Origin of the sequence: Pseudomonas sp. rhizo66, from assembly GCF_031931925.1 — a bacterium.
Lineage (GTDB): Bacteria > Pseudomonadota > Gammaproteobacteria > Pseudomonadales > Pseudomonadaceae > Aquipseudomonas.
The window spans coordinates 120953-146510 of sequence record NZ_JAUJWZ010000016.1 but is presented as its reverse complement, the minus strand read 5'-3'; the positions used below and the strand labels follow the sequence as shown (position 1 = coordinate 146510).

Annotated in this window: 28 protein-coding genes and 1 riboswitch; of the genes, 16 read left to right on the top strand and 12 right to left on the bottom strand. The window is 59.1% G+C overall.

Features of this window, described 5'->3' with window-relative positions; all coding sequences use genetic code 11:
* Window positions 1-8: 8 nt before the first annotated feature.
* Window positions 9-296 (top strand): hypothetical protein, encoded by a 288-nt coding sequence (locus QZR14_RS19495; protein WP_095049912.1) that lies wholly within the window; start codon window positions 9-11, stop codon window positions 294-296.
* Window position 297: 1 nt separating this feature from the next.
* Entirely contained in the window at window positions 298-726 is a 429-nt protein-coding gene (locus QZR14_RS19490) for a hypothetical protein (protein ID WP_250604738.1), read from the top strand.
* Between the two features lie 111 nt (window positions 727-837).
* Here QZR14_RS19490 and QZR14_RS19485 read toward each other — a convergent pair whose 3' ends face one another.
* Window positions 838-1845, bottom strand: coding sequence for an NAD(P)-dependent oxidoreductase (locus QZR14_RS19485; RefSeq protein ID WP_250604736.1), 1008 nt, complete (start codon window positions 1843-1845; stop codon window positions 838-840).
* 492 nt (window positions 1846-2337) lie between these two features.
* Between QZR14_RS19485 and QZR14_RS19480 the strand changes: the two genes are divergently transcribed.
* On the top strand, window positions 2338-2700 hold the full coding sequence (locus QZR14_RS19480) for a DUF6124 family protein (protein WP_250604734.1): 363 nt from the start codon (window positions 2338-2340) through the stop codon (window positions 2698-2700).
* Between the two features lie 140 nt (window positions 2701-2840).
* Here QZR14_RS19480 and QZR14_RS19475 read toward each other — a convergent pair whose 3' ends face one another.
* Window positions 2841-3596 (bottom strand): bestrophin-like domain, encoded by a 756-nt coding sequence (locus tag QZR14_RS19475; protein WP_250604732.1) that lies wholly within the window; start codon window positions 3594-3596, stop codon window positions 2841-2843.
* A gap of 235 nt (window positions 3597-3831) precedes the next feature.
* On the opposite strand from QZR14_RS19475, the gene QZR14_RS19470 reads away from it, so the two are divergent.
* The gene (locus tag QZR14_RS19470) at window positions 3832-4299 is read left to right on the top strand and encodes a thiol-disulfide oxidoreductase DCC family protein (RefSeq protein ID WP_250604728.1); all 468 of its coding nucleotides are present in this window, start codon (window positions 3832-3834) and stop codon (window positions 4297-4299) included.
* On the opposite strand, the gene QZR14_RS19465 is transcribed toward QZR14_RS19470, so the two are convergent.
* The 8 genes from QZR14_RS19465 to QZR14_RS19430 form a co-directional block, all read right to left on the bottom strand.
* Window positions 4283-4774, bottom strand: a complete 492-nt coding sequence (locus tag QZR14_RS19465) for a DUF2269 family protein (RefSeq protein ID WP_311997456.1) — start codon at window positions 4772-4774, stop codon at window positions 4283-4285. The two genes, QZR14_RS19470 and QZR14_RS19465, sit on opposite strands and share 17 nt — an antisense overlap.
* 1 nt (window position 4775) lies before the next feature.
* Window positions 4776-5903: a saccharopine dehydrogenase family protein gene (locus QZR14_RS19460; RefSeq protein WP_311997455.1), complete on the bottom strand. Its 1128-nt coding sequence runs from the start codon at window positions 5901-5903 to the stop codon at window positions 4776-4778.
* 189 nt (window positions 5904-6092) lie between these two features.
* Entirely contained in the window at window positions 6093-7217 is a 1125-nt protein-coding gene (locus QZR14_RS19455) for an L-dopachrome tautomerase-related protein (RefSeq protein ID WP_311997454.1), read from the bottom strand.
* Window positions 7218-7269: 52 nt separating this feature from the next.
* A complete protein-coding gene (mdeB, locus tag QZR14_RS19450; protein WP_311997453.1) occupies window positions 7270-9933 on the bottom strand; it encodes an alpha-ketoglutarate dehydrogenase in 2664 nt (887 codons plus the stop codon).
* Window positions 9934-9969: 36 nt separating this feature from the next.
* Window positions 9970-10278, bottom strand: coding sequence for a putative quinol monooxygenase (locus QZR14_RS19445; RefSeq protein WP_250604718.1), 309 nt, complete (start codon window positions 10276-10278; stop codon window positions 9970-9972).
* A gap of 27 nt (window positions 10279-10305) precedes the next feature.
* The gene (gene nfsB, locus QZR14_RS19440) at window positions 10306-10959 is read right to left on the bottom strand and encodes an oxygen-insensitive NAD(P)H nitroreductase (RefSeq protein ID WP_095049900.1); all 654 of its coding nucleotides are present in this window, start codon (window positions 10957-10959) and stop codon (window positions 10306-10308) included.
* A 54-nt stretch (window positions 10960-11013) separates the two neighbouring features.
* Window positions 11014-12186, bottom strand: a complete 1173-nt coding sequence (locus QZR14_RS19435; RefSeq protein ID WP_250604716.1) for a major royal jelly family protein — start codon at window positions 12184-12186, stop codon at window positions 11014-11016.
* Between the two features lie 48 nt (window positions 12187-12234).
* Window positions 12235-13242, bottom strand: coding sequence for a zinc-binding alcohol dehydrogenase family protein (locus tag QZR14_RS19430; protein ID WP_311997452.1), 1008 nt, complete (start codon window positions 13240-13242; stop codon window positions 12235-12237).
* 110 nt (window positions 13243-13352) lie between these two features.
* Here QZR14_RS19430 and QZR14_RS19425 point away from each other — a divergent pair, with 110 nt between their 5' ends.
* The 8 genes from QZR14_RS19425 to QZR14_RS19390 all read left to right on the top strand — a co-directional run bounded on the left by QZR14_RS19425 (window position 13353) and on the right by QZR14_RS19390 (window position 20722).
* Entirely contained in the window at window positions 13353-14246 is an 894-nt protein-coding gene (locus tag QZR14_RS19425; protein WP_250604712.1) for a LysR family transcriptional regulator, read from the top strand.
* 47 nt (window positions 14247-14293) lie between these two features.
* A riboswitch (cobalamin riboswitch) is annotated at window positions 14294-14499 on the top strand.
* A 91-nt stretch (window positions 14500-14590) separates the two neighbouring features.
* A complete protein-coding gene (locus QZR14_RS19420; protein ID WP_311997451.1) occupies window positions 14591-16528 on the top strand; it encodes a TonB-dependent receptor plug domain-containing protein in 1938 nt (645 codons plus the stop codon).
* Entirely contained in the window at window positions 16528-16887 is a 360-nt protein-coding gene (locus QZR14_RS19415) for a (2Fe-2S) ferredoxin domain-containing protein (RefSeq protein WP_250604709.1), read from the top strand. The genes QZR14_RS19420 and QZR14_RS19415 overlap by 1 nt, the downstream gene beginning before the upstream one ends.
* Window positions 16884-17804 carry an ABC transporter substrate-binding protein gene (locus tag QZR14_RS19410; protein ID WP_250604708.1) on the top strand — a complete coding sequence of 307 codons (921 nt, stop codon included), beginning with the start codon at window positions 16884-16886 and terminating at the stop codon, window positions 17802-17804. Before QZR14_RS19415 ends, QZR14_RS19410 begins: the two co-directional genes overlap by 4 nt.
* A gap of 50 nt (window positions 17805-17854) precedes the next feature.
* Window positions 17855-18049, top strand: coding sequence for a PLDc N-terminal domain-containing protein (locus QZR14_RS19405; protein ID WP_250604706.1), 195 nt, complete (start codon window positions 17855-17857; stop codon window positions 18047-18049).
* Between the two features lie 301 nt (window positions 18050-18350).
* Window positions 18351-18827 carry a hemerythrin domain-containing protein gene (locus QZR14_RS19400; RefSeq protein ID WP_311997450.1) on the top strand — a complete coding sequence of 159 codons (477 nt, stop codon included), beginning with the start codon at window positions 18351-18353 and terminating at the stop codon, window positions 18825-18827.
* Window positions 18828-18929: 102 nt separating this feature from the next.
* Window positions 18930-19256 (top strand): isochorismate lyase, encoded by a 327-nt coding sequence (locus tag QZR14_RS19395; RefSeq protein WP_311997449.1) that lies wholly within the window; start codon window positions 18930-18932, stop codon window positions 19254-19256.
* 56 nt (window positions 19257-19312) lie between these two features.
* A complete protein-coding gene (locus QZR14_RS19390; RefSeq protein ID WP_311997448.1) occupies window positions 19313-20722 on the top strand; it encodes an aminotransferase-like domain-containing protein in 1410 nt (469 codons plus the stop codon).
* On the opposite strand, the gene panB is transcribed toward QZR14_RS19390, so the two are convergent.
* The gene (panB, locus tag QZR14_RS19385; RefSeq protein WP_311997447.1) at window positions 20710-21525 is read right to left on the bottom strand and encodes a 3-methyl-2-oxobutanoate hydroxymethyltransferase; all 816 of its coding nucleotides are present in this window, start codon (window positions 21523-21525) and stop codon (window positions 20710-20712) included. The two genes, QZR14_RS19390 and panB, sit on opposite strands and share 13 nt — an antisense overlap.
* 302 nt (window positions 21526-21827) lie before the next feature.
* On the opposite strand from panB, the gene QZR14_RS19380 reads away from it, so the two are divergent.
* Together QZR14_RS19380 and QZR14_RS19375 are read left to right on the top strand one after the other, a co-directional pair.
* Window positions 21828-22310 (top strand): GNAT family N-acetyltransferase, encoded by a 483-nt coding sequence (locus QZR14_RS19380; protein WP_311997446.1) that lies wholly within the window; start codon window positions 21828-21830, stop codon window positions 22308-22310.
* A 168-nt stretch (window positions 22311-22478) separates the two neighbouring features.
* Window positions 22479-24020: a class I SAM-dependent methyltransferase gene (locus QZR14_RS19375; RefSeq protein WP_311997445.1), complete on the top strand. Its 1542-nt coding sequence runs from the start codon at window positions 22479-22481 to the stop codon at window positions 24018-24020.
* 120 nt (window positions 24021-24140) lie between these two features.
* Here the strand turns inward: QZR14_RS19375 and QZR14_RS19370 are convergent, their stop codons facing one another.
* A complete protein-coding gene (locus QZR14_RS19370) occupies window positions 24141-24608 on the bottom strand; it encodes an anti-virulence regulator CigR family protein (protein WP_311997487.1) in 468 nt (155 codons plus the stop codon).
* 126 nt (window positions 24609-24734) lie between these two features.
* On the opposite strand from QZR14_RS19370, the gene QZR14_RS19365 reads away from it, so the two are divergent.
* Both QZR14_RS19365 and QZR14_RS19360 read left to right on the top strand, forming a co-directional pair.
* Window positions 24735-25190 carry a VOC family protein gene (locus QZR14_RS19365; protein WP_311997444.1) on the top strand — a complete coding sequence of 152 codons (456 nt, stop codon included), beginning with the start codon at window positions 24735-24737 and terminating at the stop codon, window positions 25188-25190.
* Window positions 25191-25311: 121 nt separating this feature from the next.
* Window positions 25312-25470 (top strand): DUF2986 domain-containing protein, encoded by a 159-nt coding sequence (locus QZR14_RS19360; protein WP_123450288.1) that lies wholly within the window; start codon window positions 25312-25314, stop codon window positions 25468-25470.
* The last annotated feature ends 88 nt before the right edge of the window (window positions 25471-25558 follow it).

The window sequence follows — 25558 nt, the reverse complement described above, 5'->3', positions numbered from 1 at the left end:
GCACGTTAATGATCTCCGAATTGGCAGTCTCGAATCTTTTAGGGCCATGGCGCGGGGATGCCCATACCGGGCTGATGCAACGCTGCAAGGAGTCATGGGATACACCGCTAGTGCATTTGAGCGATCTGATGGTCGCTACTTTTTTGAATCAGAATATCGCACCCGAACACCTGTTAATCGAGGCAAAACACCGCATCGAAGTGCGGGAAAGAGATGGCTCCGAATACTTCGACGGCCAGCTTCTCGAAGCGATGGAAAATGTGAGATCTCGGGGGCTGGATTTTTCTGGAGTTTGATATGGGGTTCTCCTCCACGCTATGGGCTTGGTACGGCCAGAATGAGTACAAGCAGGTTCTCGCCGTGTGCGAGGCCATCGAGGCGCTTGGGTTTCTGGCTCAAGCTTCGGACATACAGCAGGCAACTATCCCGGATTGCCCCGCCTGTGAAGTCTGGTCCGAGATGATTCTCCCGATAGAAAAGGTACTTTCAATCTGCGGCAGTGGGCTATCGGAGGACGTGAAGAGCCGGCTGGAAGACATTTGGGAGCGATGCAATAGCCTTACTGAGGCCGCATTTCACTGTAATGATCGCCTGATCTTTGATCACGCAGAATGGATGCCCATCAGGACACGAGCCACCGAGTTGCTGGTTTTAATGGAGTCGACGGAAATCCATCCATTCCTGGGTGACGTGCTATTGGACTGTAAAAAGTTGCTCTCGGAATAATTCGGTGAGTCTTTCAGGCGCACCAAAACGGTTTTACGTTTCAACCGTTGAGTGAATGCGCATCACCGCCGACCTGAATGAGCGGCAAGTCGGCGGTGCTGCGCAGAACGGTTACTGCACTCGCAGTTCCAGCAGTTCACCACCCTCTTCACTCAGACGCTGCAGATATGCACCGGCGTCAAGCAACTGATAAGGAAAGTAAAGACCTGCCGGAGTCGGCGGCTGACCATCCAGACCGAGCAATCGCTCGAGCAACATGGCGACGCTAAGGCCCGTCAACGCTGCAGCGCCTGCCGGGTGAACGAGGGCATGCCGGGTGTGCAACGGGCGCCCTTGGCGATCCTCACCCAGCAGTTCGATAAGAATCTCGGTCGACATCGGCCGTCCCGCGCGCCGTGAAGAACTCACCCCGCTGGCGAGATTGAACTGCACATTCGGTGCATCGGTGGCCGCCGCCAGCCCAGCGACATCGATGGACGAGAAACCGCTGGCTTGCATCGGCGTACCGTCCAGCGCTCGGAAATTGACTGTCTTATCCTGCCCTTCGCGCCAGATGTAATCGCCTTCGCGCCGAGTCAGGGCGGCGGGCAACATTTTGCTCAAGTGTTCGAAATCCTTGGCCACGGTGGGCCCGCCGCCGTCCTGCTCGTCGACCAACGCATCAATACGAATATCGCGCACCCGGGCAAAGGCCTCGGCAAGGTGCAACACCGCCACAGTCGTCGCGCCTACCATCCACTCATAACCCAACACGATGGGCGCCGCCTCAGGGCGATGGATGTAGCTCGCGATTTGCGGCGCTATCTCGAAAATGCCGGAAGAAATGCTCAGGTGCGGCACCTTGCGCCTCTGCGCGAAACGCAGCCCGACAAGAGAATGATCCATATAAAAAACCGCCACGGCACTGACCGGTCGATCACCCAGCCCCAGGTCATCGGCAGCCAGGTCAATGACCACGCCCTGCGCCCCGCCCATTTCCTCGGCGGCTTGCTCAGCCTTGGCCAGGTCTCGGCCGCCGATCAGCAACGGGACGCCGGGATAAGCAGCACGCAACGCTTCGGCAGAACGGTGGCCAATGGCGCCGGAACCGCCCAGGAACAAAATCGGATGAACTGACATGGGTATCCTTCCTCGTCTTTTTTGGGTTGCAACCTAGTGTTGGTGCGTGCCCTGTCGTGAGGGTTCCCGGCCATTGCCTGAGCTTGAAAGTAGACCGACGAATGTCATTTTGAACGGCGTGTTGATGCGGCGTGTTTAGGCGTTTTTCGTAGTTGTTTAAAAGACACGTCGCGTTACTTGCTTGAGGCTACAACGTCTTGCGTCATTACCTACGACTACGCCAGAATCCGCCGGCTTGTGCGCCTCAAGGGCCACCGGTAACTTGGTTCGCGTCACTGAATCCCAGTGATCGGGTTTAGTAGCCCGTGGTAAATGAAAGTGCACAAGCGTCCATTGGAAGGTATTCACTTACCTGCACTTGATGGCGGCTGTGCGTAGGGTGCCCTCGGGCGCGCCGGCTTTCTTCTTTTCCCCGGTCTACTAACCTGCGTACAGCTGCCACCCCCTGTTTAGTAGCTCGGAGCGGCGGCCACCCAACAGGAAAAAGAAGAAATGTTCAAGATCACGCCAAATCCGCCGGAAACAGATCCGGCCTCCCCGTATGAATCATCCGACTCAAAGAAATTCCACGAAGCCGCCGAACGCGCACTCGATCACTACCTCAAACCCGCCGACCAGATAATGGCCACACCGTACCGCCCCAGCACGATGTTCCAGGCCAACCCGAAAACCGCAACAGAGGAATTACTTGTCAACGCCAGTGAGTCGCTGGGCTCTGCTTCGGTGATGTTGGGCAATGTGATCGCAATGGTGGAAGGTCCGGCGCGCAAGACGCTTCAGTGCATTGCGCAAGTGGTAATGCTGGGAGAATTGGCGGTGAATCAAGCGCTGGATAATGTCGTGCCGGTAGATTGAGGGGGAATCCCTTTGTGGCGGCGGTCTGGCTGCTGTCACAAAGGGATCGAATTTGCATTTTGCGTCGGTTTCGGCCGGAAGCGAACTTCCTGTGGTCCGCTTCGAGACTACGACGCAAAACGCCAGCGCGCCACGCGCCCCTAAAGCTGCATGACTGCGAGCGCCCTGCGCAGGGGCTCGTCGGATATCTGGATGGGACCATGAAATGGCACGTCCATGTCCAAAACTAGGTATACGGACGCCGCAATGAGTAATGACGAGATGATGAACATTCCTATCACCATCGAATTACGGGGCGCGCGGTATCCAAAACTGGCGAAAATGAGCGTCAACCAGGCAACTAGCATCCCAATAAGCGGGCCAGGAATCGCTCCCTCGGATTGCTCGACGATCCTCCAGCGTTGCTCGATGAGCGAATGATATTGCTGACGAATATCCTGAAGCATCGTTTCATGGTAGCGGTCCGGGGGTTTGATAAGAGCCAAAGACTTGCCTATATCATCCAGGTATTTAGCCGCCTGGCTGTTACGATGCTGCAGCGCCTCGTCTCCCCGATACGGGGTCTCGATAGCGCGTTCAAGATAGGTGATCAGACGATTTCGCGTATCTTGCGCCGCATCGCCATAGCCCCGCAGTGTCCGATCAAAAATGATCATGCTGGTTGCATACCCATGGAAGTTTGCATCGATGGACTCGAAAGTGTTTTTGGCAGAATTGATCATCAAGCCAAAGACCAGCGATGTCATAACCACAAAAATATTGGCTACCAGACGAATGACGGCGTTGGTTTCGTCATCCCTGTGGTGGGATGCCAGCTTCGGGTACCACTGCATCATGAGAAGCGAGGCAGCAACGAGGCACGCAAAAATGGCCAGTGCGATCCAGAGAGAGTTCATACATCAGCGCCCCGATCAATTTGAGTCAAGTCTTGAAGGATAGACCGTTGGGTTCTCTCCGAATTCTGCTCGGCAGATACTGAGTTTGCAGTTCGGGAATGACCCCAATACTGGATCGTTGTCACCGATCGCTGAGGTTCACGCCCCAATCCGGTTTGTGCCACAAGCGGCCTTTCGCAGATAGCCCCTTCTGAGGCTATGATCGCAATACTCCAGCCTATCCCGAACAACGCCAATGCCCACCCCAAAAACCCGCCCAACCCCCGCCCCGCTCCTCAACCCCGGCGAATCCGTGGTCCTGTTCGATGGCGTGTGCAAACTCTGCAACGGCTGGGCACGGTTCCTCATCCGCCACGATCATCAACGTCGCGTGCGTTTGGCAGCGGTACAATCGCCGGAGGGACAGGCCTTGCTCGCGTGGGCCGGCCTGCCGGTCGATCAATTCGACACCATGGCCGTCATCCGTGACCGTCACTACTGGGAACGCTCGGACGCGTTCTTCGAAGTCATCAGCCAACTACCCGCTCGCTGGCAGCCACTGCGGTTGCTGCGCATCTTCCCGCGTGGCCTGCGCGATTGGGCTTACGACCGCATCGCGCTTAACCGCTACCGATTGTTCGGCAAGTACGACACCTGCCTGCTGCCCACCCCGGATCATGAACAGCGTTTTCTGAAAACAACGGCACCTACGTCAACAAGCTGAACAACTGCAGCGGTGTCATCTTCGTCACCATCATCAGCACGATGACAAACATCCCGGCAAACCCGAGCACGCCCATCCACAACCATTGGCGGTATACACCCTGGTATTGCTCATCAAGCCCCGCCCCCGCTGCGCTCGCACTCGACGCCATGACGTAAAGCCGCTTCTGCAGGAGCAACACCGGCAGCCACAACGAGCCAACGCAGAAGAAGATGATCAGCGAGGTCAGCACCCAATCAGTACTCATCGACAACCCTGAAAGCCGCATCAGCAGATAACCGGTGATAATCTGCACAAACCCCGCTGGCGTGGTAATCCACGTGTCGAAGCCCACGACCATGCGCGCGACGTGCGCGATCACTTGCGGGTTGCGCGTGCGGCTGGCGGCGATCAGGTAGAGGTAGGAGCCCATGCCGAAACCGAACAGGAAAATCGCCGCGATGATGTGCAGGTACTTCAGCCACAGATAGAGCATGTCAGTGCTGCCCTTCCGAGAACTGCACGGCGAGGCTCAGGTTGTCCGGGTCGTTGATCGCGGCCATGTATTCGGCGACGCTGATTTCGCCCACGCATGGTCGGGCGCCGGCGGTCGGCACGTAGCCCTGGGCCATTTTCGTGGCCAGGGCCACGGCGGCGCAGCTGGGGATCTCTGGGCCTTTGTCGTTCAGGGCGGTGAGTTGCGCGGTCATCGACAGCGCTTTGCCGTCAACACCAAGGCCCTGCACGTCGATGTACATCGCGCTTTTGCCATCGCCGAAACGCTCGAAACGCGTGCCGAGGCGATGCAGTCTTCCGGCCCACAATGCATGGTCGCGCAGCAGCCCGACTCTCAGTGCCTGAGCCAGCAGACCGTTGGCGATGCCGCCGAGTTTAAGACCGGCGCCTGCCTTGAAGCTCAAGGTCTGCGCGCCATAACGAGCGGCGAAGATGTCCATGTCCGGGACATCAACGTTGGACAGCAATCGGGTGCCCATCTGCGGCATCTTGCGCAGGGTCAGGTCCAGCCAGCCGGAGACTTCATGCACCTTGCCGTTCTTGAGTTGTTTGATCGGTTTGCCGGCGTAAGCGAGTACGCCCTCGATGGTCGACAGCCCGGGCATTTTTGCCGAAGAGGTAATGCCATGCTCGATCGAGTCAATGCGCGAAAAGCGCTGGCGCTGTTCATCAATGATCGCCGACGACAGGGTTGGCACCGAGCTGCAACCACTGAGAATCACCACGCCTGCTTGCTTCGCTTGGGCATCAAGCACATCGATGCCGTTGACGAAGGTGCGGCAGTCCGCGAGGTCGCAGTAATTCACGCCGGCGTCGATGCAACGCTGCGCCACCGCATAGGATTGCCCCTGAAACGGCCCGCCGGTGTGAACGACCAACTGAATGTTCAGCGCGCGCAAAGCGGCTTCGAACTCCGCGCCCATCGCGTCACCGCACCAGCCTTCGCAGACGTTGCCCGATTGATTGTTCAGCTCATCGATTTTGCGCTGCAACTTGCGCGGATCACGGCCGGAGAGCACCAGGCCGATGTCCGGCATCAGCGCCAGATGCCGGCACACGATGCTGCCGAAGTTTCCGTAACCACCGACCACCATCACCCTGAACGGCATGCAATTCTTCCCTAAATCAATCCATCAAACAGGCGGGAAGGATATAGGGCCGGACGTCGGCAAGCCATTCAATCAGTTGATCGCCACCCATTTTCGGTACTGCCGGGTGCGCAAGGTATGTCCTGATTGTTGCACGAGCAGCGCGCACAGCGGTGACCCTGCTCCAGTGGTGTACGGTTACCTGCCACCCTACCGTTTGGACAAACGGAACACCGTCATCGGCCATTGCACCCGCGTCGTGCCGTCATTGAACAGACCGACACGATCCATTTGTGCAGCAGGCAGCCAGAGTGTGCCGTCGCGATCAAGAAACGGCGCATCGACCCAATGCAGGCGTGAATCGACGATCAACGTCTCGATACGCCCATCAGGCCGGCGAACCCGTATGGCGTCTTGAGCCAGATCGGAGAAGTACAGATTGCCACTGGCATCCATCACGGTGCCCCCGGTGGGTGGCAGGTCAGCAAAGGGTTCAACGCGGCTGGCGAGTTGCGCAGGCGTCAGTGCAGAAGCGGTCAGATCAGCGATGCGAACCTTGGACCATGGGCCTTGCAACGGCCCGAAATACAGCCATTCACCATCCGGACTGACCTCCAGTGGATCGGCATTGACACGAAGCGCAGTACCGTCCGGCGCCTTGAGCGTTTGGCCGCCGAGCACAATGTTTCGCTCATGGCCGGCCGTCACCGAACGATGCCCGTTCAGCACCCGTCTGGCGTCACCGCTGACGAGATCAAGGACGATGATGCCCGCGTTACCGGCGTCAGTCAGAAAGGCATGCTGGCCCTCAAAACGAACGTCATCGATGTAACTGCCAGGACGGGCGACTTCAGCAGAAAACGGATAACTTTGCACCACACGCTTTTCAACCAGATCGATGGCAACAAGTTTGGCGCCACCGGGTACAGGATTTCCGCCAAAATCCGCCGCCCCGGTGTCCACGACCCACAACACGGACTTTTCCAGGCGCAAGGCATTGATATTCACAAACGCCTTGCGCGGATCTTGCCCCGGCCCCCAGGCATTCCAGCTCGGGTCCGGGAAGGCCGAGCGCTGGCCCTGAGCATTGAAAACGCTGAGTTGCGAACCACTGCCGCCTGTCCAGCGAGGACCGGCAACATAAGTCTGACCGTCGAAACGGGCCACTGCGTTCCAGATCTGTTCGTTGCTTTGCAACGCAACCTCCAGCACCGGAGGTTGCGGGGACTGGCTTGCACACCCGGCCAGCACGGCTGCGAGCAGCAGCCCACATAACGAGGCGCGTGCGACTTTTACAGGCATGACGCCGAATTCGAAAAAAGTACCGAACGACATGGATCTGCCTCTGAGGTTGGTTGATGAAAGAAGCAACACGCGACGTGAAAGCTCAGCAGTTCCAGGGGGCTTCGGCGTCGGCGTCGATAGCGTATTTCGCCCGAGCCTGGGCATGTGCCTGCGGATCGACCGAAGCCAGCGCCGCCAAAACGATGTGATAGCGATCCACTTCAAAGAAGCTGCGCAACGCCGAGCGTGTGTCGCTGCGTCCAAATCCGTCGGTGCCCAGGCAGATGCACGGCGCCTGTAAATACGGCGCCACCAATTGTGCATAGGCACGCACGTAATCACTGACCGCCACGACCGGAGCGTTACCGGGCAGACAATGCAGCAGGTGACTCTGGCACTCGACATCGCCGCCGAACACTTGCTGGCGCTGTACCTCGCGGGCATCACGGGCGAGTTCGGAAAAGCTGGTCACACTCCACACTTCGCTGCTGACTTGCCACTCTTGATCCAGCATGTGCGCGGCGGCGATCACCTCGCGCAGAATCGCTCCCGAACCCAGTAAACGAACCGCCGGTACCTCCTCGCCATAGCGGGCATAGAGGCGCATGCCGCGAATCACGTCCGCGTGTTCGTCTGGTTCAAGTGAGGCCTGAACGTAGTTCTCGTTGGTTACCGTCAGGTAATAGAACTCATCCTCTTGCTGCTCAAGCATGCGCCGGGAGCCATGGTCGATGATGACCGCCGCCTCGCTGGCAAATGCCGGATCGTAGGCGCGGCAGTTGGGCACAGTGGCCGCCATCAACTGACTGGAGCCGTCCTGATGCTGCAGTCCTTCACCGGCCAGCGTTGTGCGCCCCGAAGTGGCGCCGATCAAAAAGCCTCTGGCGCGCTGGTCGGCCGCCGCCCAGATCAGATCGCCAATGCGCTGAAAACCGAACATCGAGTAGTAGATGTAGAACGGCAGCATCGGCTCGCCATTGACGCTGTAGGACGTGGCCGCAGCGATCCAGGAAGAAATCGCACCGGCTTCGGTGATGCCTTCTTCGAGCAGTTGCCCATCGGTGGACTCCTTGTAATAGAGCAGCGCGCCGGCATCTTCTGGCTCGTACAACTGGCCGACAGATGAATAAATCCCGATCTGCCGGAACAGATTTGCCATACCGAATGTGCGCGCTTCATCGGCGACAATCGGCACAATGCGCGGCCCTAATTGTTTGTCCTTGATCAGATTGGTGAACAGTCGCACCACCGCCATGGTCGTCGAATTTTCACGCTCATCGGCCTTCAGCGCAAAACGGCCATAGCTGTCGAGCGGTGGCACTGTTATTGGTGCAGCCACACCGTTGCGCTTGGGCAGGTAACCGCCGAGTGCCCGTCGTTGCTGATGCAGGTATCGCAACTCGGGGCTGTCGTCGGCCGGTTTGTAGAAGCGCATTTGTGCCACGGCCTCATCATCCAGCGGCAAGGCGAAACGATCACGGAATGCCTTGAGCATCTCGATATCGAGTTTTTTCTGCTGGTGCGAGGTATTGCGCGACTCGCCGATCTGGCCCATGCCGAAACCTTTCTTGGTTTTGGCGAGCACCACGGTCGGCCTGCCCTTATGCTTGCGCGCGGCCTCGAACGCGGCATGCAACTTACGAAAGTCGTGACCGCCCCGGCGCAACGCGTCGATCTGCTCCGGGCTCATGTCTGCAACCAACGCCTGCAACTGCGGGTCCTGGTCGAAGAAATGGCTGCGGTTATACGCACCGTCATTGGCCCCCAGATTCTGGTACTCGCCATCCACCATCCCGGCGAAGTGGCGCAACAGTGCATGGCCGTCATCGCGGGCAAACAATGGGTCCCAGTCCGAACCCCACAACACCTTGATCACATTCCAGCCGGCGCCGCTGAACAGTGACTCCAGTTCCTGAACGATTTGCCCGTTGCCGCGTACGGGTCCGTCGAGACGCTGCAGATTGCAGTTGATCACGAAGGTGACGTTATCGAGATTCTCCCGCGCTGCCAGCGAAAGCGCAGCGATGGACTCCGGCTCGTCCATCTCGCCATCACCAAAAACGCCCCAGACATGCCGCCCCTCCGTCGAGGCAATCCCTCGGTGCTGCAAATACCGCAGGAACCGTGCCTGGTAAATCGCATTGATCGGGCCAATACCCATTGAGCCCGTGGGAAACTGCCAGAAGTCGGGCATCAACCAGGGATGCGGATAGGAACACAATCCGCCACCCTTCACTTCTTGCCGGTAACGCTCCAGTTGCGACGCCTGCAAACGCCCTTCAAGAAAGGCCCGCGCGTACACCCCGGGCGCAGAGTGCGCCTGGAAGTAAACCAGATCACCCCGCCCGGCTTCGCTGTCCGCACGGAAAAAGTGATTGAAGCCGACCTCGAAAATTTCCGCCGCCGAGGCATAACTGGCAATGTGACCACCCAATTCGCCATAGGCCTTGTTCGCCTTCGCCACCATGGCCAGGGCGTTCCAGCGAATGATCGAAGTGATGCGCTCCTCCATCACCAGATCCCCGGGATAAACCGGCTGCTGTTCGAGCGCAATGGTGTTCTGGTACAGCGAATACGCACTCGCCGTCGTTTGCACGCCGAGACGGCTGGCCTGCTCGGCCAGTCGCAGCAGCAAGAACCGCACGCGCGGTCTGCCACCTACTTTCGCGACACCTGCCAAGGCTTCCAGCCACTCATTGGTTTCAATGGCATCGATGTCTTCGTAAACCGGCGTCACGTGGGTTGGCCGTTGCGCGTTATCTTTCATGGCAGAACATCCTGACAGGTTGCGTGGACGACTGGATCAGTTCGAGACGTGCTCGAGAAATATCAGTTGCAGCGGCTCTTCCAGCAGGTCATCCGCCACGGCGGCAAAGCGCTTGAAGTAAGGCATGGCGAAATGCGCATCCAGTGCCGCCTGATCCTTGAAGGCCTCGCGCATGTAGAACGTGCCGCGCTGGTCGCGCAGTTCAAACAACACGTAATCGAGATTGCCCGGCTCTGCGCGTGTCGGCTCAACCAGCGCCAGCAAGCCTTCTTTCAAGGCCTGCTCCTGGCCTGACCTGGCCTTGAGCACGGCAATCGAGATCAATGTTTCTGTGGACTGGCTCATCTTCAATACTCCAGGGACCGGTTGCATTCAGAGAAAGGTAAACAGCGACTGGGACGGCAAGCGGGACTTGGGCAGGCCTGCGTTGAAGTCTTCGCTGCTGTGATAGCCGAGGCTCACCACGACCAGACTGGTGAACCCCTGTTCGCGCAAGCCCAGTTCACTGTCGAGGACTTTGCTGTCGAAACCTTCCATCGGCGTCGCGTCGATACCCAGCGAGGCGGCACCCAGCAGCAATGTGCCCAGCGCGAGGTAGGTCTGCTTTTCCATCCAGTGCTGCAGGTCTTTCTGATCGAAGCGATGCAGATCGACAAAACCGCGCCGTCCACGCTCCTGCCCTGCTCGCGCCTCGGCATTGTGAAAACGCCCGTCCATGGCTTCCTGAGCCAGCAACGCCTGCAGGTATTCCTCCGGCAGATGCGTGCGAGTGCAAAAGACGATGACGTGCGACGCGTTGAGTATTTTCGGCTGATTGAAGCTGAACGGTCCCTGAGTACTGTGGGCGATTCGGGCCCGGCTCTGATCACTCTCGGCAACCACGAAATGCCAAGGCTGGGAGTTGACCGACGACGGACTGTTACGCAGTTGTTCCAGCAGTAACTCCAGTGTGTGCCTGGGAATCTTGCGGTCGGCATCGAAAACTTTTGTGGTGAATCGGCGCTTGGCCAGAGAAACGAGATCCATGATTGAACTCCTGATCTGAAAAGTGAAAACGTAAACCTCAATGCCGCTTGGAAATCAGCGCGTCGGTGCCGGCGCTGCGTCGATCTTCAGACGCATCAGGCTGTAAGGTTTTTGCCGCTGATCCTGCCCGGAACGGAATGCCGCCTGGCGGTGCAACTGGTTGGCGATGAAATACAGATAGCCGTCGGGGCCAATCGACAATGTGTCTGGCCAGAGCAGGCGCGGGTCGTGTACCAGCGTTTGCCATTGGCCGTCCGGCAGGCGTTTGCGGATCGCGTTGTGCTCGTAATCGCCGGCATAGATGGCGCCGGCGGCGTCAGCCTCCAGACCATCGGACGCGCCCTTCTCCCCCAGATCCTGCACGGCGGCCGTCAGTTGCTGTTCACTGAAGTTGGCATCACGCAGCAACGCGGTGGACACCGAATACAGGTGCCGACTCGACAGCGGCGTGAAATACAGCGTCTTGCCGTCCGCCGACAGCGCGATGCCGTCCGAGGCTACGCCCAGCGGTTTGCGCTTGCCGTCCGGACTTTCAACGGTGAGTGGCAGGCCTTCAACCACCGGAACAAAAGTCGGGTCAACCGAGGTTGCCGGCACACCGCTCAAACGGCGCATTGCACTGCCGCTGGCGATGTCCATGACGATGATTGCGCCCGGTCCGCGCAGGGACGAGTCAGTGAGATAGACCGTACCCTCTGGGCCTTTGCGAAAGTCGAAACGCATGTCGTTGACGTAGGTACTCGGCAACATGACGTTGTCCGGGAACACCAGACGCTTGACGATCTTGTTGCTGACCAGATCCACCGCGATCAGCTTCGCGCCTTTGGGTTTTGGCTCTGCGAAACCCGGTGCGGCGGTATCGAGCAACCAGACACGGCCCCGCCCGTCGGCCACCACGCTTTGTACGCTGATCAGACCATCACTGGGATCGTTGAGGTTTTCCTGGTTGATCGCCGCGTTCGGGTAAGCCACGACTTTGCCGTCGCGGATCTCGCCCACGGTGAACGGCACGTTGTCGCCCCAACGCGGGAAGTTGACGAAGATTCGCCCGGTCTCGGTGACGGTCACGCCGGTGGGCATCGCGTCGTAGAACGCATGGACCTGTTCAAGCTTGCCGAACGATCGGTCGGCGGGGGCATCAGCCGGCAACGCGACGGCGCTGATTGCATGGGCGAACGGCGCTGCCATGACCATGGCCAATGCAGCAGAAAGCTTTTTCATACGCATGAGCTGCTCCTGACCGGCCCGCGTGCAGGCCCGTCTGAATGAGTGAAATCAGAAACCTTCGAGAACCAGTTTGCCTCGGGCCTTGCCGCTCTCGACCAAGGCATGGGCACGGCGCATGTTTGCCGCGTTGATCGCGCCAAAATGTTCACCGACCGTCGTTTTCAAAATGCCTTGGTCAATCAGATCGCTGACGCGATTGAGCAGGTGATGCTGCTCGATCATGTCCGGGGTTTCGTACAGCGAACGGGTGAACATCAGCTCCCAGTGCAGCGACAGCGACTTGCGCTTGAGCGGCATCACGTCGAGGCTCTCAGGATCGTCGATCACGCCCAGACGCCCTTGTGGTCGAAGCACTTCGATCATCTGGGCAAAATGCTGCTCGGTATGGGTCAGGCTGGCGACATGGCTGACCTCGTCGATGCCCAGTGCCTGCAACTGTGCGAGCAACGGCTGACTGTGATCGATGACGTGATGCGCGCCCAATTGCCGGACCCAGTCAGCCGTTTCCTGCCGCGAGGCGGTGCCGATGACGGTAAGCCGCGTCAACTGTCGGGCCAGTTGCACCAGCATCGAACCGACGCCGCCCGCTGCACCCGTGATCAACAGGCACTTGCCCTGCCCTGAACCCTCGGTGACACCGAGACGGTCGAACAACAGTTCCCAAGCGGTGATCGACGTCAACGGCAATGCCGCCGCATCCGCTGCAGTTAATGAACGCGGTTTGTGCCCGACGATTCGCTCGTCCACCAGGTGAAATTCGCTATAACTGCCGGTGCGGGCAAGGGAGCCTGCGTAGAACACTTCGTCGCCAGGCTGAAACAGCGTCACTTCAGCGCCGACCTCGCGGACGATGCCGGCGGCATCCCAGCCGAGGATTTTCGGTTCTTTGGTGAAAGTGCCGGCGCGCACTTTGGTATCGACCGGATTGACCGACACGGCTTGAACCTCTACGAGCAAATCCCTTGGGCCGGGAGTCGGCACCGGGAGGTCGATGTCCTGCAACGACTGCGGATCCTCAATGGGCAAGGCGTGTTGTGTGAAGGTGATGGCTTTCATGGAAACTCGCTGTCTGAAGAGCTGATGTGCTCGCTTGTCGCCATCTTCGACTTCCCAAGCACAAAGAAAAACCAGCAGAATGCGCCAACACTTTCACTGCAGGAGTGAAAATGATCCGCATTGATGATCTTGGTTTGTTCACCCGCAGCGCCGCGCTGGGCAGCTTCACCGCTGCCGCCCTTGAGGCGGATTTATTGCCCGGTCAGGTTGCCGCGGCGATCAAGCGACTGGAGCGTGAGCTGGACGTGCGCCTGTTTGCGCGCACCACCCGCAGCCTGCGATTAACCGCCGAGGGCGAGCAATACTTGCCCACCGCCCACTCGGTGCTGGAGGCGCTCAAGCAAGGCAAGGAAAACCTGCGCGGTGAAACCGCCACGTTGCGTGGCGTGCTGCAAGTGACGGCGCCGTCGGATCTGGGGCGCAACATTTTGCTGCCGTGGCTCACGCTGTTTCGCCGCCAGCACCCGGAGCTGACCTTGCGATTTTCCCTGTCGGACCAGATGGCCGACTTGTTTCGTGACCCGGTAGACGTGGCGATTCGATACGGCTCGAATGAAGATGCCAACTACGTGGCGCTGCCGCTGGCACCGTGGAACCGGCGAGTGCTGGTCGCCGCACCGGAATACGTGGAGCGCCACGGATACCCGCAAACGCCGGTCGATCTGCACAACCACCCTTGCCTGCTCTACCAGCAAGGTGGCCGGATCTACGACAAGTGGAGCCTTGGCAGTGAAACGATCCAGGTCTCGGGACCGCTGTTCAGCGACGACGCCGACATCGTGCGCCGCTGGGCGTTGAGCGGCGAAGGCATCGCCAACAAATCCTGGCTGGACGTGAGTGCAGACGTGATCGCAGGACGACTGGTCGTGCTGCTGAAGGATTTTCCCGGCAATGCCTCACCGTTGAGCCTGGTGTGCCCGCATCGCAAGCAGATCACCCCGGCGGTGTCTCAGCTTTATACGTGGTTGAGTGGCCAGTTTGTCGCTCTGGAACGCATTCAATAGACTTCCTCCGTTGGTTGACACATTGACGAGACGCTCGTCGAATGTTCAGATGCCGGCCAGTTTCAGGTGTCCCATGCCGCCGTGCATGGGGTGAAACGGGAAACCGGTACGTTCTTTTCGAACAAGTCCGGTGCTGCCCCCGCAACGGTATGCGCGTGATGCTTTCAATACACCACTGTGGCCACACAGCCATGGGAAGGTGAAAGCCTCGATACGCGCGAGCCCGGAGACCGGCCTGGAAAGTGTTTGGCAAAATCCTGCGGTGGGCGGGCATGGGCCGGTATTGGCTGTGCGCGATGCCTTCTCTTGCATGCTCTTCTGCGAAGATCCTTTTCGAGAAGACAATGATTCGACCTTTCTACACCTCGGCTCCAACGTTCTTGTGCGGCTGCCTGTTCAGCCCTGTGCTGCTGGCCGACGACGCGCCACTGCAACTCAATCAGCAAATCGTTTCTGCACCGTCGGTGGAGTCCACCACCGTCGCCGACATGGCCAGATTCGGCAGCAAGGTCGAGATCGTCAGCCGCGAGCAGATCGAACGCGCCGGCCCCAGCGCCGATGTCAGCCGCGTGATGCAGATGTTCATTCCCGGCTTGTATGTCGCGCCGAAAAACGGCCCGTTCGACTACGGCACCTATTCGCTGCTCGGCGGGCGCAACGACGACACGCTGATCCTGCTCGACGGCGTGCGCCTGAACAATCGCCTGTATGGCGGCCTCTATCTGGACACCCTGCCGGCCAACGCCATCGAGCGCATCGAAGTGCTCAAGGGTGGCCAGAGCCTGTTGTTCGGCACCCAGGCCGTGTCCGGCGTGATCAATATCGTCACCCGCAGCCCGCAGTCGCGCAAAGCCTCCGGCGAGGTGAATCTAGGCGTCGACAGCTTTGGCGGCACCACCGAAGACGCCCGCGTCGAGAATATCTTCACTAACGGCTTTGGCGATCTCGGTCTGCTGGCGTACGTCAGCCACAACGTCTCCGACGGTTACCAGCCGTACCGCAACCGCGACCTGAAGAACGTCAGCGAGAAAAAACGCGCCTACGAAGTCACCACGTTCGGCGGCAAGGCAATTCAGTCGTTCGAGGATGATTCGCGACTGGAACTGTTCTACCAGTACGCCGACGCCAACCTCGACTTCGCCCGCCCGCTGGACAATCACCAGACCAACAACGACCGCGTGCAGCAGATCGCCACAGCGACCTTCGAACAAACCCTCAATGAACGCCTGAGCTACTTCGTCAAAGGCCATATCAACGACTGGGACACACGTTATACCCGCGTCAACAACGTCAATGGCAGCGGCACCAGGGTCATTAATCACAACGACTATTGGGGCTTCACCGACTGGGGTGTGCAGGCCGAAGGCAAGGCTCAATTGCCCGGCGGCCATGTGCTGGTGTTCGGCACCGACAATCAATGGTTCAAGGGTCAGGACGATGTGTTGATCATCGACAACGACAAGGCCGAAGCCCACGCGTTCTACACGCAACTGCGGCCGCAAATCGACGCCCTGCCCGACTGGCACCCGAGCATCGGCGTACGTCACGAAGCCATGAGCGGCGGCGACGGCGCCACGGTCGGCATGCTCACTTCGCTGTATGACCTCAACGACAACTGGTCGGTGCGCGGCCAATACGGTAGCGCCTACAAACTGCCGAACGCCGAGCAACTGTTCGTCAACGAGCCGGGCGACGAGATCGGCAATCGCAACCTGAAGCCGGAAAAAAGCCGCAACGCTGAACTCGGTGTCGACTACAAAGGCCTCTTGCTGGACCGTGAATTCAGCGCCAGCGTGACCCTGTTCAAACGCAAGATCGATGACCTGATTACCCTTGACGACATTCACTGGGTCAACGGTGAAGGCCTGGTGCGCATGCGTGGTTTCGAGGCCGACGCCAAGCTCGCGCTCAACGATCGGTGGAGCCTGCAAGCGGACATGACCCGCAACCTCACCGAATCGCGCAGCGGTGTGACCCTCAACGATATCCCGAGCTTCTTCGCCCGCTCGCGGCTGGGCTACGAATCGGAAAACCGCCTGTGGGGCGCCGGCGGTGCGATCCGTTACATCCGCGACATCAAGAGTTCCAAGCAAGTCGAATACGGCAATTATTCCGTGGTTGATGCCGACGCTTATCGCTACCTCGACAATGCCCACCAGCACCGCGTGAGCCTGCTGGTGGAAAACCTCTTCGACCGTGATTACGTCACCAGCCGTTCGAGCAACGTCGATAACCTCGGCCGGCCGTTCACCTCCGAAGTGCGCTACACGTACCGCTTCTGATGAGTGAGATCACAACCGTCGACGGCGTCGACACGCACCCGGACTGGTCGCAAGTGCCCGAGCATGCGCGCCATGTATTCGTCTGCACCGGCCCGCGCTGCACCCAGCGCGGCGCCTTGCAGTTATGGAAAACCTTGCGCCGGCATTTGCTGACACACGATCACATCGAGACGCCGTGCGGGGTCTTGCTGACCCGCACGCACTGCCAGTTTCCGTGCAATCTGGGGCCGATTGTGACGGTGTACCCGGAGCGCTGCTGGTATGGCGTGCGCAGCCATGAAGATGTGCAGCGGCTGGTCGAGGGACATCTGGTGGGCGGTGAAGTGGTTGCGGATTTGCTGATCAAGGCGCAGGTATGAGATCGATCCTGGTGGCGCTTGCCGCCCTGCTCTGCGCAATGCCCGTACTCGCCGACAGTTACCGCAATTGCGGCGAGCAATGGGACGCCGTAAAGCCTTCGCGCATCGTCGCGCTCAATCAGCATGCGGCCGATATCGTCCTGGTGCTGGGCGCCGGGCCAGCGTTGGTCGGCGTGGCCTATCTGGATGACACCGCTGCCGCTCAGCAGCCATCCGAGTATTTCGGTGTGCCGGTGATCGCGCGGCAGTACCCGGCCAGCGAAGTCCTTTATGCACAAAAACCGGATCTGGTGATCGGCGGGTTTGCCACAGCGTTCGGCGACGGTGTGACCTCGCGTTCGGGGCTGGCGCGCAATGGCATCGCGTCCTATTTGCTCGAGTCGGCCTGCAACGGGCATTCGCTGGATTACTTCGCGCAAGTTCGCAGTGACTTGCTGACCTTGGGCAAATTGCTGCACAAACAGCCACAGGCGCAGCAGTTGAGCGAGGCCATGGACGCCGATCTCGCCAGCGCCCGGGCCTTGGGCGCCACTGGCCAACCGCTGTCGGTGTTCTATCTCGACAGCGAGGTCAAAGGCCTCGACAGCGAAGGTCAACGCGGCTTTGTCACCCAGCTGTTGGCCGCTGCCGGTGCGCGCAATGTGTTCGCCGACATCAACCTTTATCGAGTAACCGTGAACAGCGAAACCCTGCTGGCCAGCGATCCCGACGTGATCCTGCTGGCCGACGCCGACTGGTCACCCGCCAGTCGCAAACGCGATCTGCTGAGCCACGACCCGGTACTGTCGCAACTGCGCGCGGTGCGGGAAAACCGAATGATCGACATCCCCTTCACGCACCTGCTGCCGACCTTCAACAGCGGTCGGGTCGCTCTGGAACTGGCCCGCCAGCTCAATGCCCTGAACAAAAATAAATGAACCCGCCGCCCCCCACGCCACCTAACGCACAGACCATCAGGAGGTAGCCAATGCAAATCGAAACCGTGTGGATCGTACTGGCGGCAGTTCTTCTGCTTATTGAACTCTGGGCCATCAATCGGGTGCGCAAGAGCGAGGGCAAAGCGAGCAATAAAGGCGTGTGGATTGTGCTGATCGTGTTTGTGCCGTTGTTCGGGTTGATTGCCTGGGCGTTGGCGGGGCCCAAGCACGTGGTACCGCAGTGAGCGTCAACGACAAGTCTTGAGTCTGCGCGGGCATTGATTGCCCGCGTTGTTTTTGAGGTCAGCGGTAGAACGGTGACAGCAGCATACCCCGCTTCGGCGCCTCGGCTGTGAACTGCAATGGTCGCACGACACAGGTCATGCAGGCTGCATGAAGGCAGTTTGCCTAAGGCGCTGCAAGCCTTTGAAGCCGCAGCATTTTTCCGGATCGATAAATTGGCATGGCAAATGCCACAGGTTCAAAGCATTCACAGCGCCGTGAGAAAACGGCCTGTGTTCACTCCGTGACAGCCGAGGAACCATAATGAACGCCATCGACCTTCTCAAAGCCGATCATGTAAAAGTCAAAGACATCCTCAGCCAACTCAGCGACTCGACGGAGCGGGCGCTGAAAAAACGCGTGGAACTGTTGGGTAAACTGGAAATGGAAATCACCATCCATACCCGGCTCGAAGAGGAAATTCTTTATCCCGCGTTCAAGGAAGCAGGCGGCAAAGAACAGGACATCATGTATTTCGAGGCCAAGGAAGAGCACCGCACCGTCGACTCACTGGTGCTGCCTGATCTGAAACAGACCGATCCGGGCACCCCGGAATTTTCCGGCCGGGTAAAAGTGGTCAAGGAATTGCTCGAGCACCATATTGAAGAGGAAGAAACGGAAATGTTTCCTCAAGCAAAAAAACTCCTGGGCAAAGCCAAACTGGACGAGTTAGGCGCGCAGATGGAAGCCATGAAGGCCAGTTACAAGAAAGAAATGGCTGCCGGAAATATGGCCGCTTAAACCGTTGCCCGTGCCCAAGCCCGGCTTCGGCCGGGTTTTTTCTGATTGCTCAAATCACCCGCCCTGCTGCACGATCAGCCGTCGCCAACAGGGAATGTTGAAATGGAACAGAAAGCGCCTCAGCGAATCCAACCCGCCGACTGTGCGGACATGCAAGATATTCGAAGTGAAATCGACCGACTTGATCAAGCGGTGATCAAACTGCTGGGCAAGCGTTTTCAATACGTACTCGCTGCCTCGAAGTTCAAAACCTCGGCGACCTCAGTGCGGGCACCGGAGCGTTTTCAGGCGATGTTGGCAACCCGTCGCGACTGGGCCGAAAACGAAGGTTTGAATGCAGACGCCATTGAGAAAATGTACCGCGACCTGGTCAATCACTTCATTGCTGAAGAGATGAAGCACTGGGCGGCGGCACAGACGGACAACTGACTGCTTTGGCACAATCGTCCGTTTGCTCCGAAGGCAGACAATCAAGGAGAACAGCATTGACGACGCCACCCAAGGACGCGTTCGCCTATCAGGAGGTCTACCACTACCTCCTCGGCCTGATCGAGGCGGCCAGTGGCACGACTGAGCAGAAACTGCCGTCCCTGCGACAACTGGCCCTGCGCCTTGGCGTTTCGGTCTCGACAACCAAATACGCCTATGCACTGCTCGAAGACGAGGGCCGGATCCACGCCAGAGCCAGGTTTGGCTATTTCACCCGGTCGATGCCGGCGGCACCTGTGACGCCCAGTTCCGACAATCTTCTGGACAGCGTCTTTGCCAGTGCCCGTCAGCCTGCGATGTTGGCGTTTAGCAGTGATGCCCCGGCGATGCTGCTGTCGCTGCAAGGTCCATTGTTGACGATGGAGCGCGAACTGACCCGCCAATACCCGCGCTCGCACGCGCCGCTCTATCAGGCCCTCGGTGAGCCTGAATTGCGCGCGGTCCTGGCTGAACGCTACACCCGTTCCGCTCACAACCACTGGCAGGCCGAGCACGTGTATATCGGCGCAGACCTGCGCAGCGTGCTGGAACTGTCGCTCAATGCCCTGAACCTCGGTGGCAGCGTGGCGCTGGTCGAATCGCCCTGCTCGTGGGCGATTCTGCGCCAGTTGCAGGCGGCCAATATCCGCGTTATCGAAATGCCCCTCGGCGATGACGGCCGCTTCGATCTGCCCGCGTTGAAGGCGTTACTCACGCGTGAGCCGGTGCGCCTGGCGGTGCTCTCCTCCACAGTGAATATTCCCCAGGGTCAGTTGATGCCCGCGCAGGATAAACAGCAGATCTGTCGCTGGCTGGCCGAGCGGGATATCTGGTTGTTTGAAAACGATACATGGGGCGAGTTGGGTTTCTCCGAGTCAGCCGCGCGTTATCGCGACTTTGCCGATCCGGACAAGCTGCTGGTGTTCTCGACATTCGACAAACTGATTGGCGGCGAAGCGCCGTACGGCTACGTTTTGTGTCGCCAGCAGGCCGCGCCATTTCATCGACTGTTTACGCAGCGCGGTTTTCGCCTCTCGCCTATTCGGCAGAAAGCGATTGCCAGGCTCTACAGCTCCAGGCGCATCGACCAGCACCTGACCACCCTGCGCGCTCTGTTGCGCAAGCGCATGCAACAGCTGCACACCTTGCTGGAAGAACACGGTAACGGCCAGTGGCAGGTGCTCGTCCCGCAAGGCGGTGCAAGTTTCTGGCTCAAGGTTGTGCGATCGATCGACATGCAACGGGTGTTCGAGCGCCTGCTGGCTGAGCGGATCGTCATCGCCCCCGGCGAAATCTTCAGCCAGCAAGGCGCCTGGAAGCAGTACCTGCGCCTGAGCTTTACCCTCGACTGGGACAAGGACATCGGCCACGCGGTGCAACGACTGGCGCAGGCTATCACCGAAGAAAACCGCGTCTACAGCCCATAACAATGCCGCGTTTCAGGAAACCGGCCATGGCGCACATCCTCGGCAAACTGCGCGCACGCCTCGCTGATCACCGCGCCGACATCGGCGTACCGTTTGACGAAACGCGGCTGATGCTCACCGCCCAGGCCGAGCACGTCTTCGGTGACCAGCACCTGCCCGTCGCAGGCCGGTGAGGCGCCAATGCCGATGGTGGGCATTGGCGAGTCCAGCGTGATCTGCCGTGCCACACCTTCGGCCACACCTTCGAGCAACAGGCTGAAAGCGCCTGCGTCGAGATTGGCTCGCGCATCTTCGGCAATCACTGCGCCGGTTTCAGCGGTCAGGCCCTGGGCCTTGAAGCCGCCCATGACATTGACAAATTGCGGCATCAGCCCGACATGCGCCATAACCGGAATTCCGCGCGCCACGAGAAATTCGACAGTGGACGCCAAGGCCTTGTTGGCCTCCAGCTTCACCGCGTCGCAACCGGTGCGCGCCAAAACCTGAGCGCAATTACGAAAGGCCTGCTCGTGGGATTCCTGATAACTGCCGAACGGCATGTCGGCCACCACACAAGCCAGGCACGTGCTATCGACCACCGCCCGCGTGTGGCCGATGATTTCTTCGAGCTGCATGCTCAGTGTCGAGGGGCGGCCATAACCGACCATGGCCGTGGAATCACCGACCAGAATGAAGTCGACGATCGGGTCGATCAGTTTGGCAATACTGCTGGAATACGCCGTGAGCGAGACGATTTTCTGTTGGCCTTTCATGGCAACCAATTGCGGTACGGTCAGGCGTTTGGTGCGGGTATGCTGGCTCATGGGCGGCTCCTTGAGACAGCCGTCCGTAAACAACAAATGTTGTCGAAATCAACGCGAAAATCTTCCATACAGTGCTCAATTCCAAAGGTTTCGAGCGGTCGATTATTCGCCTGACGTAAAAACATTCAATGCACAGATTTGCGTGAAAAAGCGACCCAGGTGCGGCCTGCTTCGTTGAAATGCACACAGGATCCGGGGTGCATAATTTCGCCGGTTACCGCAGGATTGGATGCCCGTGCAGCGCTCAAGGCGTATGTTCAACCACCCCGCCGGATTCCCTACGCTATCAAGGACAACCATTCATGGAAGAAATCATTACCTACCGAACCGCCACCGCCGAAGATGCCATGGCGATGTGCGAGCTGGGCCAATTGCTCAACTCGGTACACCACGCCGCCCGCCCTGATATCTACGCCGCCGCCACCGAAGATTTCGCCCGTGACTTGCCGCACTGGGCCGGGATATTCGAAAAGCCCGGCCAAATCGTCTTCATCGCCAGCGCCGGTGAGCGGCCCGTGGCGTTCATTACGGCCATCCTGTCCGCCAGTTCCGGCCCGCTGATGCAGCCGCAGAATGTGGTGCGCATCGGCTCGGTGTGTGTCGCCGAGCCGTTCTGGGGTAAAGGCATTGGTCGCGCGCTGATTCAATGCGTACAAGACTGGGCGATCGAGCAAGGTGCGCAGGACCTGCGGTTGACTGTATGGCCATTCAACGAACGTGCCGCGCGTATGTATGCGGAGTTCGGCTTTGAGACCCGTGCATTCGAGATGGGCATGCGTTTGTGAGGACCGACCAACTCCGATCCTGAATAACCGCTGCGAAATTTCAGCACGAACCCTATCGAATGGTTCGATCCTGCCGACAACATCCTGGCGGACAGCGAGAGGTTCTAACGGCGCGAGTCCACCTCCGCACAAGAGCCACTTTCCATTACGATTCAAGAGGCTGCACCCATGAGCAACGCCTGGAACGAAGGTTATTTCACCGACGAAGGCTACACCTACAGCTATAGCCGGGAAATCAATCCGGTTTTCCAGCGTTACTGCCTGTTGTTGCGCGGCGTTGCCGGTCTGGACAATCCCGACGGTTATCACTGCGAACTGGGTTTTGGTCAGGGTGTGTCGATCAATATCCACGCCACGGCGAGCCCTGCAGGCTTCGTCGGTACGGACTTCCACCCCGGTCAGGCGGCCCATGCCATTGAGCTGGCGGAACTCAGCAACAACGGCGCAAAACTCTATGACGACAGCTTCGAGCAACTGCTGGCGCGTCATGATTTGCCGCAGTTCGACAGCATCAGCCTGCACGGCATCTGGACCTGGGTCAGCCGTGACAACCAGAAGCTGATTGTCGAGTTCGCCCGGCGCCACCTCAAACCGGGTGGTCATCTGTATGTCAGTTACAACGCATTCCCGGGTTGGTCGCCTGCCGCGCCGTTGCGCCAATTGTTCAGCCTGCACGACCGCTTCGCCAATCACTCGACGCGGGCGGATCAGCGCATTGACGCCGCGCTGCAGTTTTCCGAAGCGCTGCTGGCGGCCAACCCCAAGTACGCCATTGCCGCGCCAAGTCTGGGCGCCCGACTGCAGACCATCAAAGGTCAGGACCGCCAATACGTCGCTCACGAATATTTCAATCGCGACTGGAACTGCATGTACTTCGCCGACATGGTGGATGCGCTGGCCCCGGCCAAGCTTGATTTCGTGACGACAGCGGTGCCGCTGGATTCGGTCGATGTACTCAATCTGAGTGGCGAAGCCCTGACCTTTCTCGACAGCATCGAACACCCGGTGATGCGCGAGCAGGCACGTGACTACTTCGTCAATCAGTCGTTCCGCCGCGACCTGTACGTGCGCGGTGCCAACCGACTCTGCGCCGCCGAGCGCCGGTCGCGCATGCTCAATACGCGATTTGTCCTGATGCAACCGGCAGAAACCGTAGCGTCCAGCGTCACCGGCCCCGCTGGCGAAGCGTCTTTGCAAGCGGAAATTTACGGCCCGCTGCTCAATGCACTCGCGGGCCAGACGTATGAAGCCCAAACGATGCAACAGTTGCTCGATGCGGTGTCGCCAATCGCCTATGACGATCTGGAACAGGCCATCGCCATCCTGGTCAGCATGGGCGCGGTAGCCCCTTGCCAGAGTGAAGCCGCCGAGGCGCGGGTATACGAACGCTGCGCCGCGTTTAACCTGCAACTGTGCAAGCGCGCGCTGTTCAACGCCGACATTCAGGTGCTGAGCAGCCCGGTCACCGGTGGTGGCGTCATGGTCAGCCGCTTCCAGCAACTGTTCCTCATTGCAATCCGCCAGGGCAAACAGCACCCGGCGGAGTGGGCGCAACTGGCGTGGAGCGTCATCGCCGAACAAAACGAAGTGCTGGTCAAGGACGGCCAACCGCTGACCACTGCCGAAGCCAACATCGCCGCGCTGACCGAGCAGGCCCAAGTCTTTGCCGAGCAATCGTTGATCGTGCTGAGTGCTTTGAAAATCGTCTGATCGAGGTGAGTGGCGCGCAGTGGTACAGGCAGGAAATCTGCGGCCACTCGCGCCAGCAGCACACACCACTGCTGGCCATCAAAAACCCCACGGTCAACGGCGAGATCTCATAAGGGTGCCTTAATCAAACGCCCCGTTCAGCACCTCGTATATCAGACCGGTTGCCAGCGCGACCAATATCAAGTCCGTGCCCGCCTGCTGCCATTCGTAGCCATCGTAATGTGGCAGATGACCAACCAGGCGCCCATCGAGCTTTTTGGCGATACCGGGCGGCAGTGGTTTGCCGCGCGCAAGGTTCTTTTGAACCCCCGGTGGCAGCGAAGGGCCCGGGCTCCAGTAATCGCGATAGCCGCCAACAATCCCGAGCACATTGCCGCGATCGATGCTGGGGCCATGACTCCAGTCACCACCGGCGTTGTTGCCCTTGTTGCCGTTACCTTTCTGGTTACCGTGGCCCTGCACATTCTGCGAATTACCCTTGCCATTGCCCTGGCCCTTTCCATTACCGGGATCAGCCAATGCCATCGCCGAACTGACCACCAGCGCAAGGGAAGTAATCGTTGCAATCAATGTGCGTGACTTGATCATGCGGCGCGCCTTCATGGTGGGTTGCTCCTGTGTCATCTTGACGTTACCCATCAGCTTAGTTTATTCGGACTAGCCGCTCGTCGATTACAACCCAGTCCATCGACACTGCCTGACAGGAACTATTTCATGGATTTGAAATTCAGCCACATCGACGTATTGGTCAACGACCTCGAAGAAGCCTGCGCCTACTATGCGCAAATCCTCAAGGCACGAACCTCCACAACGCAGATATGGAATCGTGGTGGCCTCCACGTGCGCTATGCCGTCGCGCTGATGGGTCAGGAGCGGTTCATGCTGGTCCAGCCACTGGCGGGGAATCTGAAGGAACTGCTGGATACCGTGGGCGAAGGCATGATTTATCGCCATTGCTACACCACCCCGGATATCGAGTTGGCCTACGACGAACTGCTCGCCAGCGGGGTTCAGCCGGAAGACGAGAACGGCCAGCCGTTGACCCGCGAGAACCTGCAATCGCCCTCCGGGGCCCGCATTATCTGGTTGCCCAAGCGTTTCGGGCATTTCTCGATCGAGATTCTTGAAGAGAAGGCGCTGGGGGCGTTTATCGAGGCGGCGTTTGCCTGAGGGTTGTGCGATATCCTAGTGCGCGACTTTATCGCGATGTGAGGAATGGGCATTGCCTTGGCCCGACGCTTACGTCAGGATTCGCCCCTTTTTGAGCGCAAGAGCAGGCCGGATAGAAAACATGAATCGTCAAAAGAAACTGCAGCAGCTGTTCAAGGAAAAGGCCAAAAAGGCCAGTGCCAAACTGGCACCGAAAAAGCCCAAGTACATCAGCAAGGCTGAGCGGGCGAAACTGGAGGCAGAGGCAGCGGTGGAACCAACCGATACCAGCGAGAGCTGATTCCTGCTCTACGAGAGCGGAGATGTTCAGCAGCGCCCGCTCGATACGGAGGTCTTTCTCCGCCAGCCTCGCCTCGCTCCGTCGGCTA

Coding starts and splice junctions, on each gene's coding strand:
- QZR14_RS19490 (WP_250604738.1), top strand. CDS start 298: ATGGGGTTCTCCTCCACGCTATGGGCTTGGTACGGCCAGAATGAGTAC.
- QZR14_RS19445 (WP_250604718.1), bottom strand. CDS start 10,278: ATGAGCCAGTCCACAGAAACATTGATCTCGATTGCCGTGCTCAAGGCC.
- QZR14_RS19415 (WP_250604709.1), top strand. CDS start 16,528: ATGAGTGAGATCACAACCGTCGACGGCGTCGACACGCACCCGGACTGG.
- QZR14_RS19435 (WP_250604716.1), bottom strand. CDS start 12,186: ATGCGTATGAAAAAGCTTTCTGCTGCATTGGCCATGGTCATGGCAGCG.
- QZR14_RS19425 (WP_250604712.1), top strand. CDS start 13,353: ATGATCCGCATTGATGATCTTGGTTTGTTCACCCGCAGCGCCGCGCTG.
- QZR14_RS19430 (WP_311997452.1), bottom strand. CDS start 13,242: ATGAAAGCCATCACCTTCACACAACACGCCTTGCCCATTGAGGATCCG.
- QZR14_RS19360 (WP_123450288.1), top strand. CDS start 25,312: ATGAATCGTCAAAAGAAACTGCAGCAGCTGTTCAAGGAAAAGGCCAAA.
- QZR14_RS19470 (WP_250604728.1), top strand. CDS start 3,832: ATGCCCACCCCAAAAACCCGCCCAACCCCCGCCCCGCTCCTCAACCCC.
- QZR14_RS19460 (WP_311997455.1), bottom strand. CDS start 5,903: ATGCCGTTCAGGGTGATGGTGGTCGGTGGTTACGGAAACTTCGGCAGC.
- QZR14_RS19365 (WP_311997444.1), top strand. CDS start 24,735: ATGGATTTGAAATTCAGCCACATCGACGTATTGGTCAACGACCTCGAA.
- nfsB (WP_095049900.1), bottom strand. CDS start 10,959: ATGGATCTCGTTTCTCTGGCCAAGCGCCGATTCACCACAAAAGTTTTC.
- QZR14_RS19405 (WP_250604706.1), top strand. CDS start 17,855: ATGCAAATCGAAACCGTGTGGATCGTACTGGCGGCAGTTCTTCTGCTT.
- QZR14_RS19380 (WP_311997446.1), top strand. CDS start 21,828: ATGGAAGAAATCATTACCTACCGAACCGCCACCGCCGAAGATGCCATG.
- QZR14_RS19375 (WP_311997445.1), top strand. CDS start 22,479: ATGAGCAACGCCTGGAACGAAGGTTATTTCACCGACGAAGGCTACACC.
- QZR14_RS19495 (WP_095049912.1), top strand. CDS start 9: ATGATCTCCGAATTGGCAGTCTCGAATCTTTTAGGGCCATGGCGCGGG.
- QZR14_RS19455 (WP_311997454.1), bottom strand. CDS start 7,217: ATGTCGTTCGGTACTTTTTTCGAATTCGGCGTCATGCCTGTAAAAGTC.
- panB (WP_311997447.1), bottom strand. CDS start 21,525: ATGAGCCAGCATACCCGCACCAAACGCCTGACCGTACCGCAATTGGTT.
- QZR14_RS19465 (WP_311997456.1), bottom strand. CDS start 4,774: ATGCTCTATCTGTGGCTGAAGTACCTGCACATCATCGCGGCGATTTTC.
- QZR14_RS19400 (WP_311997450.1), top strand. CDS start 18,351: ATGAACGCCATCGACCTTCTCAAAGCCGATCATGTAAAAGTCAAAGAC.
- mdeB (WP_311997453.1), bottom strand. CDS start 9,933: ATGAAAGATAACGCGCAACGGCCAACCCACGTGACGCCGGTTTACGAA.
- QZR14_RS19420 (WP_311997451.1), top strand. CDS start 14,591: ATGATTCGACCTTTCTACACCTCGGCTCCAACGTTCTTGTGCGGCTGC.
- QZR14_RS19395 (WP_311997449.1), top strand. CDS start 18,930: ATGGAACAGAAAGCGCCTCAGCGAATCCAACCCGCCGACTGTGCGGAC.
- QZR14_RS19485 (WP_250604736.1), bottom strand. CDS start 1,845: ATGTCAGTTCATCCGATTTTGTTCCTGGGCGGTTCCGGCGCCATTGGC.
- QZR14_RS19475 (WP_250604732.1), bottom strand. CDS start 3,596: ATGAACTCTCTCTGGATCGCACTGGCCATTTTTGCGTGCCTCGTTGCT.
- QZR14_RS19410 (WP_250604708.1), top strand. CDS start 16,884: ATGAGATCGATCCTGGTGGCGCTTGCCGCCCTGCTCTGCGCAATGCCC.
- QZR14_RS19480 (WP_250604734.1), top strand. CDS start 2,338: ATGTTCAAGATCACGCCAAATCCGCCGGAAACAGATCCGGCCTCCCCG.
- QZR14_RS19370 (WP_311997487.1), bottom strand. CDS start 24,608: ATGATCAAGTCACGCACATTGATTGCAACGATTACTTCCCTTGCGCTG.